Consider the following 14,026-nt stretch of genomic DNA (forward strand, 5'->3'; position numbering starts at 1 on the left):
TGGACGCGATCAGCGCGGCAGTTTAACGGTAAATTTTCATGAAGATCTGTAGGACGATTCCGCTTTTTCTGAGCGCCCGTGAAGAATGCTCCGCAAAAGCGCTGCTCCGAACCGGAACAGCGCCTCACAGCCACTCAGCGGATGCTGTTGATGCTGCCTTTGTTGCCGGTGACTTTCACGTTCACCGTCTTGAAGATGAAGTAGTCGTTGACGCTGACTTCATAACGCGGCGCGACGATCAGGTCGGCACCGGAAGACTTGACCGCCTTGTAGGCGGCAGCGGCTTTGGTGGTTCCTACTGGATCAGGAATCGGCAGCAGTCCGCCACCGCTGCTTGCACCAGCGCCGTAGGTAACGCCATCGGCAAACTGGGTGTCGCCACCGAAGGCGAAGAAGTTGAACAGGATCTTGGTCGACGATTCACCGGTGATGGTACCGCCTACCTTGACGTCCGCTTTCAGGTCAGTCTTCACCGAGCCATCCAGCGGTGCCGACGGCTGGCTCACGTTGTAACTCACGCAGCCGCTGGTGGTAGCGATCAGCGTTGCAACCGCAGCGGACATCCATAGCTTTTTCATTCGTGATTTCCCAAATGTAGTTTATGAGGTGCAGCAGGGGCGCGACTTTAAGGGAATCGGCGAAGTGAAAAAGTCAGGAAAATCTGCGTTAGGGTGAGGTAAATGAATACCACCAAGTAGGAAATATCCTGTGTTTAACAGGAGCAGTGCCTGGCGGCAGTATCGACCAGACCGAAGGCGTAACCGGAAACGAAAAACGGGCACCCAAGCTGGTTGGTGTGCCCGTTCTGATCGCTGCCCGCCTCATGCAAGGCGCACAGCCGGTATCACGGATTGACGCTGTCTTTGAGCGCTTTGCCCGGTTTGAAGGCGACGGTATTGCTGGCTTTGATCTTTACCGGCTCACCGGTCTGCGGGTTCTTGCCGGTGCGGGCACCACGATGACGTTGCAGAAAGGTGCCGAAACCGACCAGGGTAACGCTGTCTTTCCGGTGCAACGCATTGGTGATTTCTTCGAGAACGGCGTTGAGGACGCGATTGGATTGTTCTTTGGTGAGGTCCGCCTTTTCAGCGATGGCGGCTGCTAGATCTGGTTTACGCATATGAAGCCTCTTTACGGTTTTTGTTTTTATGTCCCGCGCCGCAGTGAATACGGCAACAAGGCACCGCAACGGCTCTACGTTGCGGCAGACGTGAACGAGAATGGCATGCCGCCGAAGCCCGCGCCAGTACATGCGGCGCGATATTCGAAAGAAAAGAGCGGGCTATCCGACAAAACGAACCGAAATCAGCTCAGCAGTGCGGGAAGCACCTTGTTTAGAGCGAGTTTTTGCATAACGGCCGTTCCGGTCAGCGCGTAACCCAGCAACTGGCCCTCAGGCCCATGGCACAAGGCGGTGATATCAAGCCCCTGCCCTTCTACGCTCCAGACACCGTCCAGGCCTCGCGGTGGCGGCGAGACCACCAGCGGGCAGGCCGGAGTCTTCACTGTGATGGGCATCGGCCCGTACTTGACGCTCGTCGGCACGCCGGAAAGCGTCTGGGCCAAGGCCCGGGCGCACGACATCAGCGGCATGACATACAGCAGATTCAGTCCGTCGACCTCTGCGCAATCACCCAAGGCATGGATATTGGCGTGGGAAGTCCGCAGATGACGGTCAACCAGAATCCCGCGACCAATCTGCAGACCGGCAGCTGCGGCCAGCTCTACTCTTGGACGCAGTCCGATGGCCGAAACCACCAGATCGCAGCCGATGACCTGTCCATCGGACAAATGTGCCTCGAGACCGGCATCGGTACGCTCCAGGCGCGTCAGCACCGGGCCCAGATGAAACCGCGCGCCCAGTGCTTCGAGTCCGGCCTGGACGGCGTTGGCGGCAGGCGCCGGCAAGAGGGTCGGCATGACCTGCTCGCAAGGCGCTACCAGATCGACTTCGTAGCCGCCCAGGATCAGGTCGTTGGCGAACTCACACCCGATCAGGCCCGCGCCCAGGATCAGCACCCGGCGCTGGCCGGCGGCCGCCGCACGAAAACGCGCATAGTCCTGCAAATCGTTGATTGGGAAAACGGCGTCGGCCGCGTCGCCCTGTATCGGCACCTCAATGGCCTCGGCGCCCCAGGCCAGGACCAGATCTCGGTAATACACCGCTTCTTCGCCCAGCCAGACCCGTTTGTGGCCCGGATCGATGCCGCTGATCCGCGTATGGGTGCGGATCTCGGCGCGCAGCTGCTCGGCCATCGCGCCCGGCTCAGCCATGCTCAGGCCGTCGGCATCCTTGTTCTTGCCGAAGCCGGTGGAGAGCATCGGCTTGGAATAGGAACGACCGTCATCGGCCGTGATCAGCAACAGCGGGGTGTCGCTGTCCAGCTTGCGAAACTCCCGAGCGAGGTTGTAACCCGCAAGACCGGTACCGATGATGACGACAGGTGCGCTCATTACTCTTCCTAAGGACAAAGGGGATCAGGCGATTTCAATCATTTCGAAGTCGATCTTGCCGACTCCGCAATCCGGGCACAGCCAGTCTTCCGGGACGTCTTGCCAGAGCGTGCCCGGCGCAATCCCGTCATCCGGCCAGCCGTCGGCTTCGTTATAGATCAGGCCACAGACAATGCATTGCCACTTCTTCATGATTCGGTTCTCTTGAGGCTCGGTTATTACGGCGTGGCGGTCGTTTGCCGCCTGAACGGGGTTTGTACTGATCGGGGCGCCCGGATGCAAGTCTGATTGTGTCAGTGAACGCAACCCCGGTCGTCGGTCGGCCATGGCAATCGTGCTAAGCTCGCGCCCTCGATGATTGCCGATAATCGCTTACCGTGACCCAGCAAAGCCCAGCGTTTCCGTCCCCTTCCTGGCTTGAGCGCGAGCAACTGATCGACGCTCCCGCGCCGTCGATGCTCGACTGGCTGTTCAATCAGGACTCCCTGACCCGCCGTCTTACGCGCTTGTCCGACAACGGCTTCAGCGTGACCCCATTGCTGGAAGGCTGGCAACCGCTACGCGACGACGAGTGCGCCGCGCTGGGTCTGCCCGCTGCCAGTGAAGGCTGGGTGCGCGAAGTGTATCTGCGCGGTCACGGTGACAAGTGGGTATTCGCTCGCAGTGTCGCGGCACGCAGCGCCTTGCAGGCGGGCGGCCTGCACATGGATGAACTGGGCACGCGCTCGCTGGGCGAGTTGTTGTTCAGCGATCCGGCATTCGCGCGCGGCCCTCTCCAGATATGCCGCTACCCGGCGGCCTGGCTGCCGACGGCCGACGCCGCCCAGGGGCTGTGGGCGCGCCGCTCGCTTTTCAGCCGGGGACCGTTGAGCGTGGTCGTGGCGGAAGTTTTCCTGCCCAACCTGTGGAACGCGATTCAGACCAAGGAACACCGCTGATGTACCAGTCCCTGCTCAAATCCTTCAATCGAATCACCCCCCGCGCCTGGGACTTCATCCAGTTGACGCGCATGGACAAGCCGATCGGTATTTATCTGCTGCTGTGGCCCACGTTGTGGGCAGTGTGGATCGCCGGTAAAGGTTCGCCATCGCTGGCAAACGTCATGATTTTCGTCATTGGCGTGTTTCTGATGCGTGCCGCAGGCTGCGTGATCAACGATTACGCCGACCGCAAGGTCGACGGCCACGTCAAGCGCACCGAGCAGCGGCCACTGGTCAGCGGCCGGGTCAGCAGCCGCGAAGCCCTGGTGCTGTTCGCGGTACTGGTGGGGCTGAGTTTTCTGCTGGTATTGATGACCAACGCGACGACAGTGTGGCTGTCCTTCGGCGGCCTGGCGCTGGCGGCCTGCTACCCGTTCATGAAGCGTTATACCTACTACCCGCAAGTGGTGCTGGGCGCCGCGTTTTCATGGGGCATGCCCATGGCGTTCACTGCCGAAACCGGTGAACTGCCCGCCGCCGCATGGCTGTTGTACATTGCCAATCTGCTGTGGACCGTCGGCTACGACACCTACTACGCCATGGTGGATCGCGATGACGACTTGAAGATCGGCGTCAAATCCACCGCCGTGCTGTTCGGCGACGCCGACCGGGTCATCATTGTTACCCTTCAAGGCCTGGCGCTGTTCTGCCTGGCGCTGGCCGGGGCGCGCTTCGAGCTGGGGACGTTCTTTTATATGGGCCTGGTGGTGGCCGCCGGGTGTTTTGCCTGGCAATTCTGGAGCACCCGACTGCGCGAACGGGACGCCTGCTTCAAGGCATTCCTGCACAATCATTGGGCGGGGCTGGCGATTTTCCTGGGGATCGTCGCCGATTACGCACTCCGCTGAGCGGCCGACACGGGCCGGCCGCTCGTCCGGGTTCAGGGTTTGGCAACGTGCCAGACCCCGCCCTTGCCATCGCCTTCCACGTCCCCGGCTTTCTTGTCACTCTTGAACGTGTAGACCGGTTTGCCGTCATAGGCCCACTGCCGCGTCTTGTCGTCACGGGTAATGACCGTCCACTTGCCTTGCGCCGAACTGTCGGCCTCGGCCGCCAGCGGCGGCCAGTTGGCAGCGCATTGGTCGTTACAGGCGGACTTGCCGGCCGTGTCCTTGTCGAAGGTGTACAACGTCATGCCTTCATGATCGACCAGCTTGCCGCCCTCCACCATCGCCGGCTCGGCGGCCAGCGCCATGCCGGACGAGGCCAGCAACGCCGCCGCCAGCAGGCCCTTCAATGCAGCAGGTAAATTAGCCATCGGTACGTCCTCTTGTTGTTGTGGAACCACTACAGCCAGGTCGACCAAGCTTAGCCTCGCGTTCGGATACCGTGCTAGCCTCCTCGCAACCTGTCACACGACTGCAATAATTCCGTTATCTAATGCGCCCCAAGACAGTTAAATGACAAGAGGTTCAAGCATGGCTGGCAGGAGCATCCTGATCGTTGACGACGAAGCGCCTATTCGCGAAATGATCGCCGTTGCATTGGAAATGGCCGGCTATGACTGTATTGAAGCCGAGAACTCGCAGCAGGCCCACGCAATCATCGTCGATCGCAAGCCGGACCTGATCCTGCTCGACTGGATGCTGCCCGGCACTTCGGGCATCGAACTGGCCCGGCGCCTCAAGCGTGACGAACTGACCGGGGATATCCCGATCATCATGCTGACCGCCAAGGGTGAAGAGGACAATAAGATCCAGGGCCTGGAAGTCGGTGCCGACGACTACATCACCAAGCCGTTCTCGCCTCGCGAACTGGTCGCACGCCTCAAGGCGGTCCTGCGCCGAGCCGGGCCGACCGATGGCGAAGCGCCGATCGAAGTGGGCGGCCTGTTGCTCGATCCGATCAGCCATCGCGTCACTATCGACGGCAAGCCGGCGGAGATGGGGCCGACCGAATACCGTCTGCTGCAATTCTTCATGACCCATCAGGAGCGCGCCTACACACGCGGCCAACTGCTGGATCAAGTCTGGGGGGGCAACGTCTATGTCGAGGAACGCACCGTGGACGTTCACATTCGGCGACTGCGCAAGGCGCTGGGTGATGCTTACGAAAATCTGGTACAAACCGTGCGCGGCACCGGCTATCGCTTTTCCACCAAAAGCTGAGCGCCGTCATCGCACGCCCGGCGCGATAGCCGGGAAGTACCAGACAAGGATGTACCTTTAATTGAACCAGAATTGGCACGGCACCTTGATACGCCACATGTTGCTGCTGGTCACTGCCTGCCTGCTGGTCGGGCTGATCAGCGGGGAATACGGCTGGAGCCTGGCCGTCGGTTTGGGTCTTTATCTGGCCTGGACCCTCAAGCAACTGCTGCGCCTGCATGAATGGCTGAGCAGCCACAAGGCCGACGAGCCACCACCCGATGGCTACGGCCTGTGGGGTGAAGTCTTCGATAGCATCTATCATCTGCAACGCCGTGACCAACGCGTCCGGGGCCGTCTGCAGGCGGTCATCGATCGCGTCCAAGAATCCACTGCCGCTCTCAAGGACGCGGTAATCATGCTCGACAGCGACGGCAACCTGGAATGGTGGAACCGCGCCGCCGAAACCCTTCTGGGCCTCAAGACACCTCAGGACAGCGGCCAGCCGGTGACCAATCTGGTGCGCCATCCACGCTTCAAGGAATATTTCGCGCAGGGCAACTACGCCGAACCGTTGGAAATCCCGTCTCCCAGCAACGATCACATGCGTATCCAGCTGCTGATCACTCGCTATGGCAACAATGAACACCTGATGCTGGTGCGTGATGTCACGCGCATCCACCAGCTGGAACAAATGCGCAAGGACTTCGTGGCCAACGTGTCCCACGAGCTGCGCACGCCGCTGACGGTGATCTTCGGTTATCTGGAAACGCTGCTGGATAACGTCGATGAAGTGAACCCGCGCTGGGTCCGCGCGCTGCAGCAGATGCATCAGCAAGGCGGGCGCATGCAGACGCTGCTCAATGACCTGCTGCTGCTCGCCAAGCTTGAAGCCACCGACTATCCGTCCGACAACTACCCGGTCAATGCGGCGGAACTGCTCAAGACCATCAAGAATGACGCTCAGGCACTTTCGGGTGGCAAGAACCAGACTATCGTGCTGGAGGTCGAGAGCGACATGCACCTCAAAGGCAGTGAGACCGAACTGCGCAGCGCGTTCTCGAATCTGATTTTCAACGCGGTGAAGTACACGCCGGCTGAAGGACAGATCCGGATTCGCTGGTGGGCAGACGGCCGTGGTGCGCACCTGAGCGTGCAGGATTCGGGCATCGGCATCGAGACCAAGCACCTGCCGCGCCTGACCGAGCGTTTCTACCGCGTCGACACCAGCCGCGCGTCCAATACCGGCGGTACGGGCCTGGGACTGGCGATCGTCAAGCATGTCCTGCTACGACATCGCGGTACGCTGGAGATCAACAGTGTTCCCGGCAAAGGCAGCGTCTTTACCTGCCATTTTGCGCCCGTGCAACTGGCCAAACCCGGCGAAGGGGAAGCGGGCTACTAGGCAAGCTGGCTTGCAGCCGCTACATTGCCTCGCTCATGGCGCGTTTGTCAGGGCGTGAGCCCGGCGCAGCGTCACCTCTTTCAAGACCATACGGACCCCGTAAAACCCCACCATGGACCCTTCCCCTAGTTTCAACCTGGCTTCCCTGTTCGCCGATTTCGGCATGATTCTCTTCGCTCTGTTTCTGGTACTGCTCAACGGCTTTTTCGTTGCGGCCGAATTCGCCATGGTCAAACTGCGCTCGACCAAGGTCGAGGCCATCGCCGACAAGAACGGCTGGCGCGGGCATATCCTGCGCAAGGTTCACGGGCAGCTGGATGCCTATCTGTCGGCCTGCCAACTGGGTATCACCCTCGCCTCCCTCGGCCTGGGCTGGGTGGGTGAACCCGCCTTCGCGCACCTGCTTGAGCCGTTGCTCGCAGCGATGGGCGTAGACACACCTGAACTGATCAAAGGCATCTCCTTTTTCACTGCCTTCTTCATCATTTCCTATCTGCACATCGTGATCGGCGAACTGGCGCCCAAGTCGTGGGCCATCCGCAAGCCAGAGCTGCTGTCGCTGTGGACCGCCGCACCGCTGTACCTGTTCTACTGGCTGATGTATCCGGCCATCTATCTGCTCAATGCCAGCGCCAACGCCATCCTGCGCATTGCCGGCCAGGGTGAACCAGGGCCTCACCACGAGCACCATTACAGCCGTGACGAACTCAAGCTGATCCTGCACTCCAGCCGTGGTCAGGACCCAAGCGACCAAGGCATGCGCGTACTGGCCTCTGCGGTAGAGATGGGCGAGCTGGAAGTCGTCGACTGGGCCAACTCCAGGGAAGATCTGGTAACCCTGGATTTCAACGCCCCGCTCAAGGAAATCCTGGCCCTGTTCCGCCGCCACAAGTTCAGCCGTTATCCGGTCTACGACGCCGACCGTGGCGAGTTCGTCGGCCTGCTGCACATCAAGGATCTGCTGCTCGAACTGGCGGACCTGGATCACATTCCCGAGTCTTTCAACCTGGCCGAATTGACCCGCCCACTGGAGCGTGTCTCGCGCCACATGCCGCTCTCACAGCTGCTGGAGCAGTTCCGCAAGGGTGGCGCGCACTTCGCGCTGGTCGAGGAAGCCGACGGCAAGGTCATCGGCTATCTGACCATGGAAGATGTGCTGGAAGTGCTGGTCGGTGACATTCAGGACGAACACCGCAAGGTCGAGCGCGGCATCCTGGCCTACCAGCCGGGCAAGCTGCTGGTGCGCGGCGATACTCCGCTGTTCAAGGTCGAACGCCTGCTGGGCATCGACCTGGACCACATCGAGGCCGAAACTCTGGCCGGCCTGATCTACGAAACCCTCAAGCGGGTTCCGGAAGAAGAAGAGCAGATGGAAGTCGAAGGGCTGCGAATCATCATCAAGAAGATGAAAGGCCCGAAAATCGTGCTGGCCAAGGTGCTGAAGCTCGATTGATGCCTGTGGGAGCGGACCGCTCCCACAGTATCAAAGCAGGTGTCGGCTAATTCCCACCCACCGCGAAATTGGGCAGGCTCTGTACCGGTTGAGCGAATTCGTAAGGGATGGACTCCAGCGCCAGACCGGTGTTGCGCTGCACTACAAAGTGCAGATGCGGGCCGGTGCTGTTGCCGGTGTTACCCGAGCGCGCCAACGAGTTGCCCACGCTGACCCGTTGCCCTTCCTGGACCACCACTGAGCCCAGCATCAGGTGCAGATAGACGCCCATGGTGCCGTCGTCATGCAGAATCCGCACGAAATTGCCCGACGAGTTCGAACCTCGGCCGGACTGGTTGTTCTCGATCTTGACCACGGTCCCGGCACGTGCCGCGATAATCGGCGTGCCCACCGGCATGGCGATATCCATGGCGTAACGTCCCTTGGGGCCGTAATGGCTGTATTTGCCATTGGGGCCTTGGGTCAGGCGAAAGGGTCCGCCGATCCACGGCAGCGGGTATTTGTAGGCATGGGCAATACCTTTCGGATCGCCCAGCGCCGTGGTCAGCATCGAGGCGTAGTTCATCGCCTTGCTCGCCACCTTGGGACTGAGCACCACCAGGCGCTCGGTACTGCGCGCAGCAATGGTGCGCCGAAGCATGGAAGATGAACCGGTCACCCCCAGCACGTTCTTGAGATTGGAGAGTTTCAGCTCGACCTCGACCGGCGCATACAAATCGTTGCGCACATACAGGCTGTGAGCGCCTTTGTCGCGCTTGATGCTCAGATGAACCTGCCGGTCGAAGCGCTCGACCATGCGATCCCTGAACACCACGACCGACGCCCCGCGGGTGGGACGGTCGGTGAACGAGACAACCCCATCGGCATCGGTGAATTTATAGATCGTGACAGCCCCGGCCGATTGCGCGACCAGCGTCAGGGCAAGCAGGATCAATAAGCGTTCGAGCATCAGGGCAGTTCGGAGTCGGTGGCGAAGGAGCCAAGCCTAGCAGCGTTGCGGACAAAAGAGGAATCGCGGGTATCAATCGGCAACAGACCGGCCGTCAAGAAGTCCGCGTCAAAGCGTCGAATGGGGCAGGCCTGTGCTCAGGCCGCCCCAGCGGGCCGTCAGGCGCCCGGTATGAAGTGTTTCTGTGCGGTGCCGCGGGCGATCAGACGGGACAGGTAATCAAGCTTCTGCGCATCCTGGTCGACGAAGCGGAAGGTCACTTGCAGCCACTCGCTGTCCGGCTTCTGCTCGAACGCAGAAATGCCCTGCAGATAACCGTTGAGCCGTGCGATTTCGTTGCTCTCGCCCTGCTCCAGGTCCAGAACGGCACTGTCGAGGATCTGTGGCAGGCTGTCACTGCGACGCACCACCAGCAACGCTTCTTTGAGGCTCAGCGCCTTGATCACGCAAGACTGAATGCCGTTGGGCAAACGCAATTGGCCTTGCCCACGGCCGGCCGGCTCTGCCGACTTGGCAGGAACGGCGGGCGCTCGGGCAATACCTGCCGAAGCAGGAGCGCCGGCCGGAGCCGAACGAACCACTTCCGCCTTGCCGCCGGTCAGCGCGCTCAGGGAATCGTTGAGCGGCGAATTCATGCGTGCCGGGCCGGAGGACATCACGGCGTCCAGCTTGCCGACCTTGGCCAGGGCTTTCTTGACCTTGGACAACAGTTGCTCGTTGGTGAACGGCTTGCCGACGAAATCGGTCACGCCGGCCTGGATGGCCTGCACGACGTTTTCCTTGTCGCCACGGCTGGTCACCATGATGAAAGGAACGGTTTTCAGATAGTTGTCCTGCTCCCGACACCAGGTCAGCAGCTCAAGACCGGACATCTCGGGCATTTCCCAGTCGCACAGAATCAGGTCGAACGTATCTTTGCTCAACACTGCCTGGGCCTTGCGGCCGTTGACCGCATCCTCGGTATGAATGCCGGGAAAGTAGTTGCGTAGCCCTTTTTTTACCAAGTCGCGAATGAACGTCGCGTCATCCACCACCAACACACTGACCTTACTCATCGACGCTCCTGCGGACGTGTTCACCACGAAGGCGAACTGCGGTATGCCAACACGCCCTTTGTTTCGGCAAGCATAGCGTTGACCCATAGCCAACTGCCATATTGATTGGCTGCGCCGGCACATTAAGTTCGCGGGCGGCCTGGAATTCGCGCCTGGAATGAAAAACGCCCGGCACAGGCCGGGCGTTTATTTCGCAGGCAATCTTACTTATCGTCAGCGGCGCCCGGAACATTAGCGGTTTCGCTCGAGATACCCTGCACTTCTTCCTTCATGCGCTTGAGGCCCATGTGGCGCACGTCGGTTCCGCGTACCAGATAGATGACCAGCTCGGAGATGTTGCGTGCGTGGTCGCCGATGCGCTCCAGCGAGCGCAGTACCCAGATCACGTTCAGTACGCGGGAGATCGAGCGTGGATCTTCCATCATGTAGGTGGCCAGCTCGCGCAATGCGGTCTTGTACTCACGGTCGATGACCTTGTCGTACTGCGCGACGGACAACGCCAGCTCGGCGTCGAAGCGGGCGAACGAGTCCAGCGCATCGCGGACCATATTACGCACTTGGTCGCCGATATGACGCACTTCCACGTAGCCGCGCGGCGCCTCGCCTTCTTCGCACAGCTGGATGGCACGACGGGCGATCTTGGTCGCTTCGTCACCGATGCGCTCCAGATCGATCACCGACTTGGAAATGCTGATGATCAACCGCAGGTCGGAAGCCGCCGGCTGGCGACGGGCGAGGATGCGCAGGCATTCCTCGTCGATGTTGCGCTCCATCTGGTTGATCCGGTCGTCAACTTCCCGAACGCGTTGCGCCAGGCCGGAATCGGCTTCGATCAGCGCGGTCACGGCATCGTTGACCTGCTTTTCGACCAGCCCACCCATTTCGAGCAAATGGCTGCGAACGTCTTCGAGTTCAGCGTTGAACTGTTGGGAAATGTGATGCGTATGGCTGTCTTTGTGGATCATGCTGGGTGTCCTTGGAACGTCCGGTTAAATGCGAAAACGCAGCGGTGGTTCAGGTCTGACGAAGCACGTCCTAGGTTGTGCACGAAATGACATTTCGTACAGAACCTAGCCGTAACGACCGGTGATGTAGTCTTCCGTCTGTTTTTTTGCCGGATTGGTGAACAGGGTATCCGTATCACCAAACTCGACGAGCTTGCCCATGTACATAAACGCGGTGTAGTCCGACACCCGAGCCGCCTGCTGCATATTGTGGGTAACGATCACAATGGTGTATTTGGATTTCAGTTCGTAGATCAGCTCTTCAACTTTCAGGGTTGAAATCGGGTCCAGTGCCGAGCAAGGCTCGTCGAGCAGCAAGACTTCCGGCTCGACGGCAATGGTGCGGGCTATCACCAGACGCTGTTGCTGACCGCCGGACAGGCCCAAGGCCGATTCATGCAACCGGTCTTTGACCTCGTCCCACAATGCAGCGGCTTTCAACGCCCACTCGACGGCTTCGTCGAGCATGCGTTTTTTATTGATGCCCTGGATACGCAGCCCATAGACCACGTTTTCGTAGATGGTCTTGGGGAACGGGTTGGGCTTCTGGAACACCATGCCCACCCGACGCCGCAACTCGGCGACTTCCTCGCCACGGGTATAGATGTCGTGCCCATAAAGGTTGATAGCGCCTTCGACTCGACAGCCATCGACCAGATCGTTCATGCGATTGAAGGTGCGCAGCAGCGTCGACTTGCCACAGCCGGACGGGCCGATGAACGCAGTGACCTTCTGCTTGGGAATGTTCAGGGTGATATCGAACAGCGCCTGTTTCTCACCATAGAACAGATTCAGCCCCGGCACTTCGATCGCCACGGTTTCGTCGGCCAGGTGCAGGCTTTGCTTGGTGCGTCTCAAAGAGGACATGTTCACGCCTTGAGTGGGGCTATCGTGCTGCATGGTTTGCTCCTGTGCGAACCATTCGTTTCATCGGACCGCCCTGCTCGTGTTCGGGGGCGGTACTCTCGGATCAGTTGTCCAGCGCCTTGTACTTTTCCCGAAGGTGGTTGCGAATGGCGACCGCCGACAGGTTCAACAGAGCGATGACCAGCACCAGCAACAACGCCGTGGCATAGACCAGCGGACGGGCAGCCTCGACGTTGGGGCTCTGAAAGCCAACGTCGTAGATATGAAAGCCCAGGTGCATGATCTTCTGGTCCAGGTGCAGATAAGGGTAATTACCGTCCAGCGGCAGCGAGGGTGCAAGCTTGACCACGCCCACCAGCATCAGGGGTGCCACCTCGCCCGCAGCACGCGCCACGGCCAGGATCAGGCCAGTCATCATTGCCGGGCTGGCCATCGGCAGCACAATCTTCCACAGGGTTTCAGCCTTGGTGGCACCCAGCGCCAGCGAGCCTTCGCGCAGGCTCAAGGGAATCCGCGCCAGACCTTCCTCGGTGGCGACGATGACCACCGGCACGGCCAGCAGCGCCAGGGTCAGCGACGCCCACAACAGGCCGGGCGTGCCGAAGGTCGGTGCCGGCAGTGCTTCGGGGAAGAACAGCCTGTCCAGCGAACCCCCCAATACGTAAACGAAAAAGCCCAGGCCGAACACGCCATAGACGATGGCCGGGACGCCGGCCAGGTTATTGACCGCGATACGAATCAAGCGGGTCATCGGCCCCTGGCGTGCGTATTCACGCAGGTACACCGCAGCCAGCACGCCGAACGGCGTCACGATCACGGCCATGATCAGGGTCATCATCACCGTACCGAAGATCGCCGGGAAGATACCGCCTTCGGTATTGGCCTCACGCGGCTCTTCGCTGAGGAATTCCCAGAGCTTCTGGAAGTAGAAGCCCAGTTTGGTGAGCGTCCCCATGCTGTTGGGCTGATAGGCGTGCACCACCTTGCCCAGGTTGATCTCGATTTCTCTGCCGTTGGCGTCACGCGCCGTCAGGCTGTCGCGGTCGACGGCCAGATGCAGTGCGCTCAGCTGCTGCTCGATGGCGTTGTAACGGGCATCGAGTTCGGCACGTTCGGCGGCCATGTCGGCCTGTGCCGCAGCGTCGAGCGCGCCGTCCAGCTCCAGCTTGCGCGCCTGAAGACGCAAGCGCTCGATGCCATGGTTGATGGCACCGATGTCCTGGCGCTCGAGGGCATAAAGCTCGTCGGCGAGGCGTTCGACCCGCTGGATGCGCTCCTGAAGCGTCGCCCAGGCCGCTTCGCCTTCGGCAACGACCTGTCCGTTTTCCTTCACATTGACCAGATAGCCGTAGAAGTTGCCCCACTCGCGGCGTTCCACTGTCATCAAGTGCGCTGGAAGGGTCTGCTGAGTCAGCCACTCGCCAACGACCCAGGTGAAGTCGCTGGGGTTGAGATCACGGTTGCCGACCTTGAACAGCTCGCGGGTCATGAATTCCGGGCCGTTGTCGGGGACCGGCAAGCCGGCACCCTTGAGGCGCGCCAGGGGAACCTGTTCGCTGTCGACCCGTTCGCCTACCACCAGCATGCCCGGCTGGCCCGGTACGTCGTACTGCGCGGCCACCAGGTCGGCCGGCCAGAAATGGCCCAGGCCGCGCACGGCAATGACCGCCAGCAGGCCGATGGTCATGATCACGGCAATCGACACCGCGCCCGCACTCATCCAGATGCCGGGAGCACCGCTTTTGAACCAGCCTTTGACGGAGTTGCGTTTC

General features: G+C 60.6%; 15 protein-coding genes. 5 read left to right on the top strand and 10 right to left on the bottom strand.

Translation table 11 applies throughout. The annotated features are described in order from the left end of the window. Positions 1-134: 134 nt before the first annotated feature. From EGJ27_RS04160 to EGJ27_RS04180, 4 genes are all read right to left on the bottom strand, one after another. Entirely contained in the window at positions 135-578 is a 444-nt protein-coding gene (locus tag EGJ27_RS04160) for a hypothetical protein (protein WP_125829469.1), read from the bottom strand. 266 nt (positions 579-844) lie between these two features. Further along, positions 845-1,120 carry an HU family DNA-binding protein gene (locus tag EGJ27_RS04165; RefSeq protein ID WP_125829470.1) on the bottom strand — a complete coding sequence of 92 codons (276 nt, stop codon included), beginning with the start codon at positions 1,118-1,120 and terminating at the stop codon, positions 845-847. Between the two features lie 185 nt (positions 1,121-1,305). Continuing rightward, positions 1,306-2,454 carry an NAD(P)/FAD-dependent oxidoreductase gene (locus EGJ27_RS04175; RefSeq protein ID WP_125829472.1) on the bottom strand — a complete coding sequence of 383 codons (1,149 nt, stop codon included), beginning with the start codon at positions 2,452-2,454 and terminating at the stop codon, positions 1,306-1,308. A gap of 24 nt (positions 2,455-2,478) precedes the next feature. Continuing rightward, positions 2,479-2,646: a rubredoxin gene (locus EGJ27_RS04180; protein ID WP_054086059.1), complete on the bottom strand. Its 168-nt coding sequence runs from the start codon at positions 2,644-2,646 to the stop codon at positions 2,479-2,481. 185 nt (positions 2,647-2,831) lie between these two features. On the opposite strand from EGJ27_RS04180, the gene EGJ27_RS04185 reads away from it, so the two are divergent. Together EGJ27_RS04185 and ubiA are read left to right on the top strand one after the other, a co-directional pair. After that, positions 2,832-3,392: a chorismate lyase gene (locus EGJ27_RS04185; RefSeq protein ID WP_125829473.1), complete on the top strand. Its 561-nt coding sequence runs from the start codon at positions 2,832-2,834 to the stop codon at positions 3,390-3,392. Continuing rightward, positions 3,392-4,282, top strand: coding sequence for a 4-hydroxybenzoate octaprenyltransferase (gene ubiA, locus EGJ27_RS04190; RefSeq protein WP_125829474.1), 891 nt, complete (start codon positions 3,392-3,394; stop codon positions 4,280-4,282). The genes EGJ27_RS04185 and ubiA overlap by 1 nt, the downstream gene beginning before the upstream one ends. A gap of 32 nt (positions 4,283-4,314) precedes the next feature. Here the strand turns inward: ubiA and EGJ27_RS04195 are convergent, their stop codons facing one another. Then, complete coding sequence (locus EGJ27_RS04195) at positions 4,315-4,692, bottom strand: hypothetical protein (protein WP_125829475.1); 378 nt, start codon at positions 4,690-4,692, stop codon at positions 4,315-4,317. A 160-nt stretch (positions 4,693-4,852) separates the two neighbouring features. Here EGJ27_RS04195 and phoB point away from each other — a divergent pair, with 160 nt between their 5' ends. From phoB to EGJ27_RS04210, 3 genes are all read left to right on the top strand, one after another. Next, positions 4,853-5,542: a phosphate regulon transcriptional regulator PhoB gene (phoB, locus tag EGJ27_RS04200; RefSeq protein ID WP_002555882.1), complete on the top strand. Its 690-nt coding sequence runs from the start codon at positions 4,853-4,855 to the stop codon at positions 5,540-5,542. A 97-nt stretch (positions 5,543-5,639) separates the two neighbouring features. Next, positions 5,640-6,926 (top strand): phosphate regulon sensor histidine kinase PhoR, encoded by a 1,287-nt coding sequence (phoR, locus tag EGJ27_RS04205; RefSeq protein WP_256672699.1) that lies wholly within the window; start codon positions 5,640-5,642, stop codon positions 6,924-6,926. 112 nt (positions 6,927-7,038) lie between these two features. Next, positions 7,039-8,379 carry a hemolysin family protein gene (locus EGJ27_RS04210; RefSeq protein WP_125829477.1) on the top strand — a complete coding sequence of 447 codons (1,341 nt, stop codon included), beginning with the start codon at positions 7,039-7,041 and terminating at the stop codon, positions 8,377-8,379. Between the two features lie 46 nt (positions 8,380-8,425). Here the strand turns inward: EGJ27_RS04210 and EGJ27_RS04215 are convergent, their stop codons facing one another. The 5 genes from EGJ27_RS04215 to pstA all read right to left on the bottom strand — a co-directional run bounded on the left by EGJ27_RS04215 (position 8,426) and on the right by pstA (position 13,974). After that, a complete protein-coding gene (locus EGJ27_RS04215; protein WP_125829478.1) occupies positions 8,426-9,328 on the bottom strand; it encodes a M23 family metallopeptidase in 903 nt (300 codons plus the stop codon). 158 nt (positions 9,329-9,486) lie between these two features. Next, a complete protein-coding gene (locus EGJ27_RS04220; RefSeq protein ID WP_125829479.1) occupies positions 9,487-10,383 on the bottom strand; it encodes a response regulator in 897 nt (298 codons plus the stop codon). 203 nt (positions 10,384-10,586) lie between these two features. Then, entirely contained in the window at positions 10,587-11,348 is a 762-nt protein-coding gene (gene phoU, locus EGJ27_RS04225) for a phosphate signaling complex protein PhoU (protein WP_125829480.1), read from the bottom strand. A 105-nt stretch (positions 11,349-11,453) separates the two neighbouring features. Then, on the bottom strand, positions 11,454-12,287 hold the full coding sequence (pstB, locus tag EGJ27_RS04230; RefSeq protein WP_125829481.1) for a phosphate ABC transporter ATP-binding protein PstB: 834 nt from the start codon (positions 12,285-12,287) through the stop codon (positions 11,454-11,456). A gap of 70 nt (positions 12,288-12,357) precedes the next feature. Beyond that, the gene (pstA, locus tag EGJ27_RS04235; protein WP_177522966.1) at positions 12,358-13,974 is read right to left on the bottom strand and encodes a phosphate ABC transporter permease PstA; all 1,617 of its coding nucleotides are present in this window, start codon (positions 13,972-13,974) and stop codon (positions 12,358-12,360) included. Positions 13,975-14,026 lie beyond the last annotated feature (52 nt).

Origin of the sequence: Pseudomonas sp. v388 (genome assembly GCF_003935425.1) — a bacterium.
In the GTDB taxonomy this organism is placed as follows: domain Bacteria; phylum Pseudomonadota; class Gammaproteobacteria; order Pseudomonadales; family Pseudomonadaceae; genus Aquipseudomonas.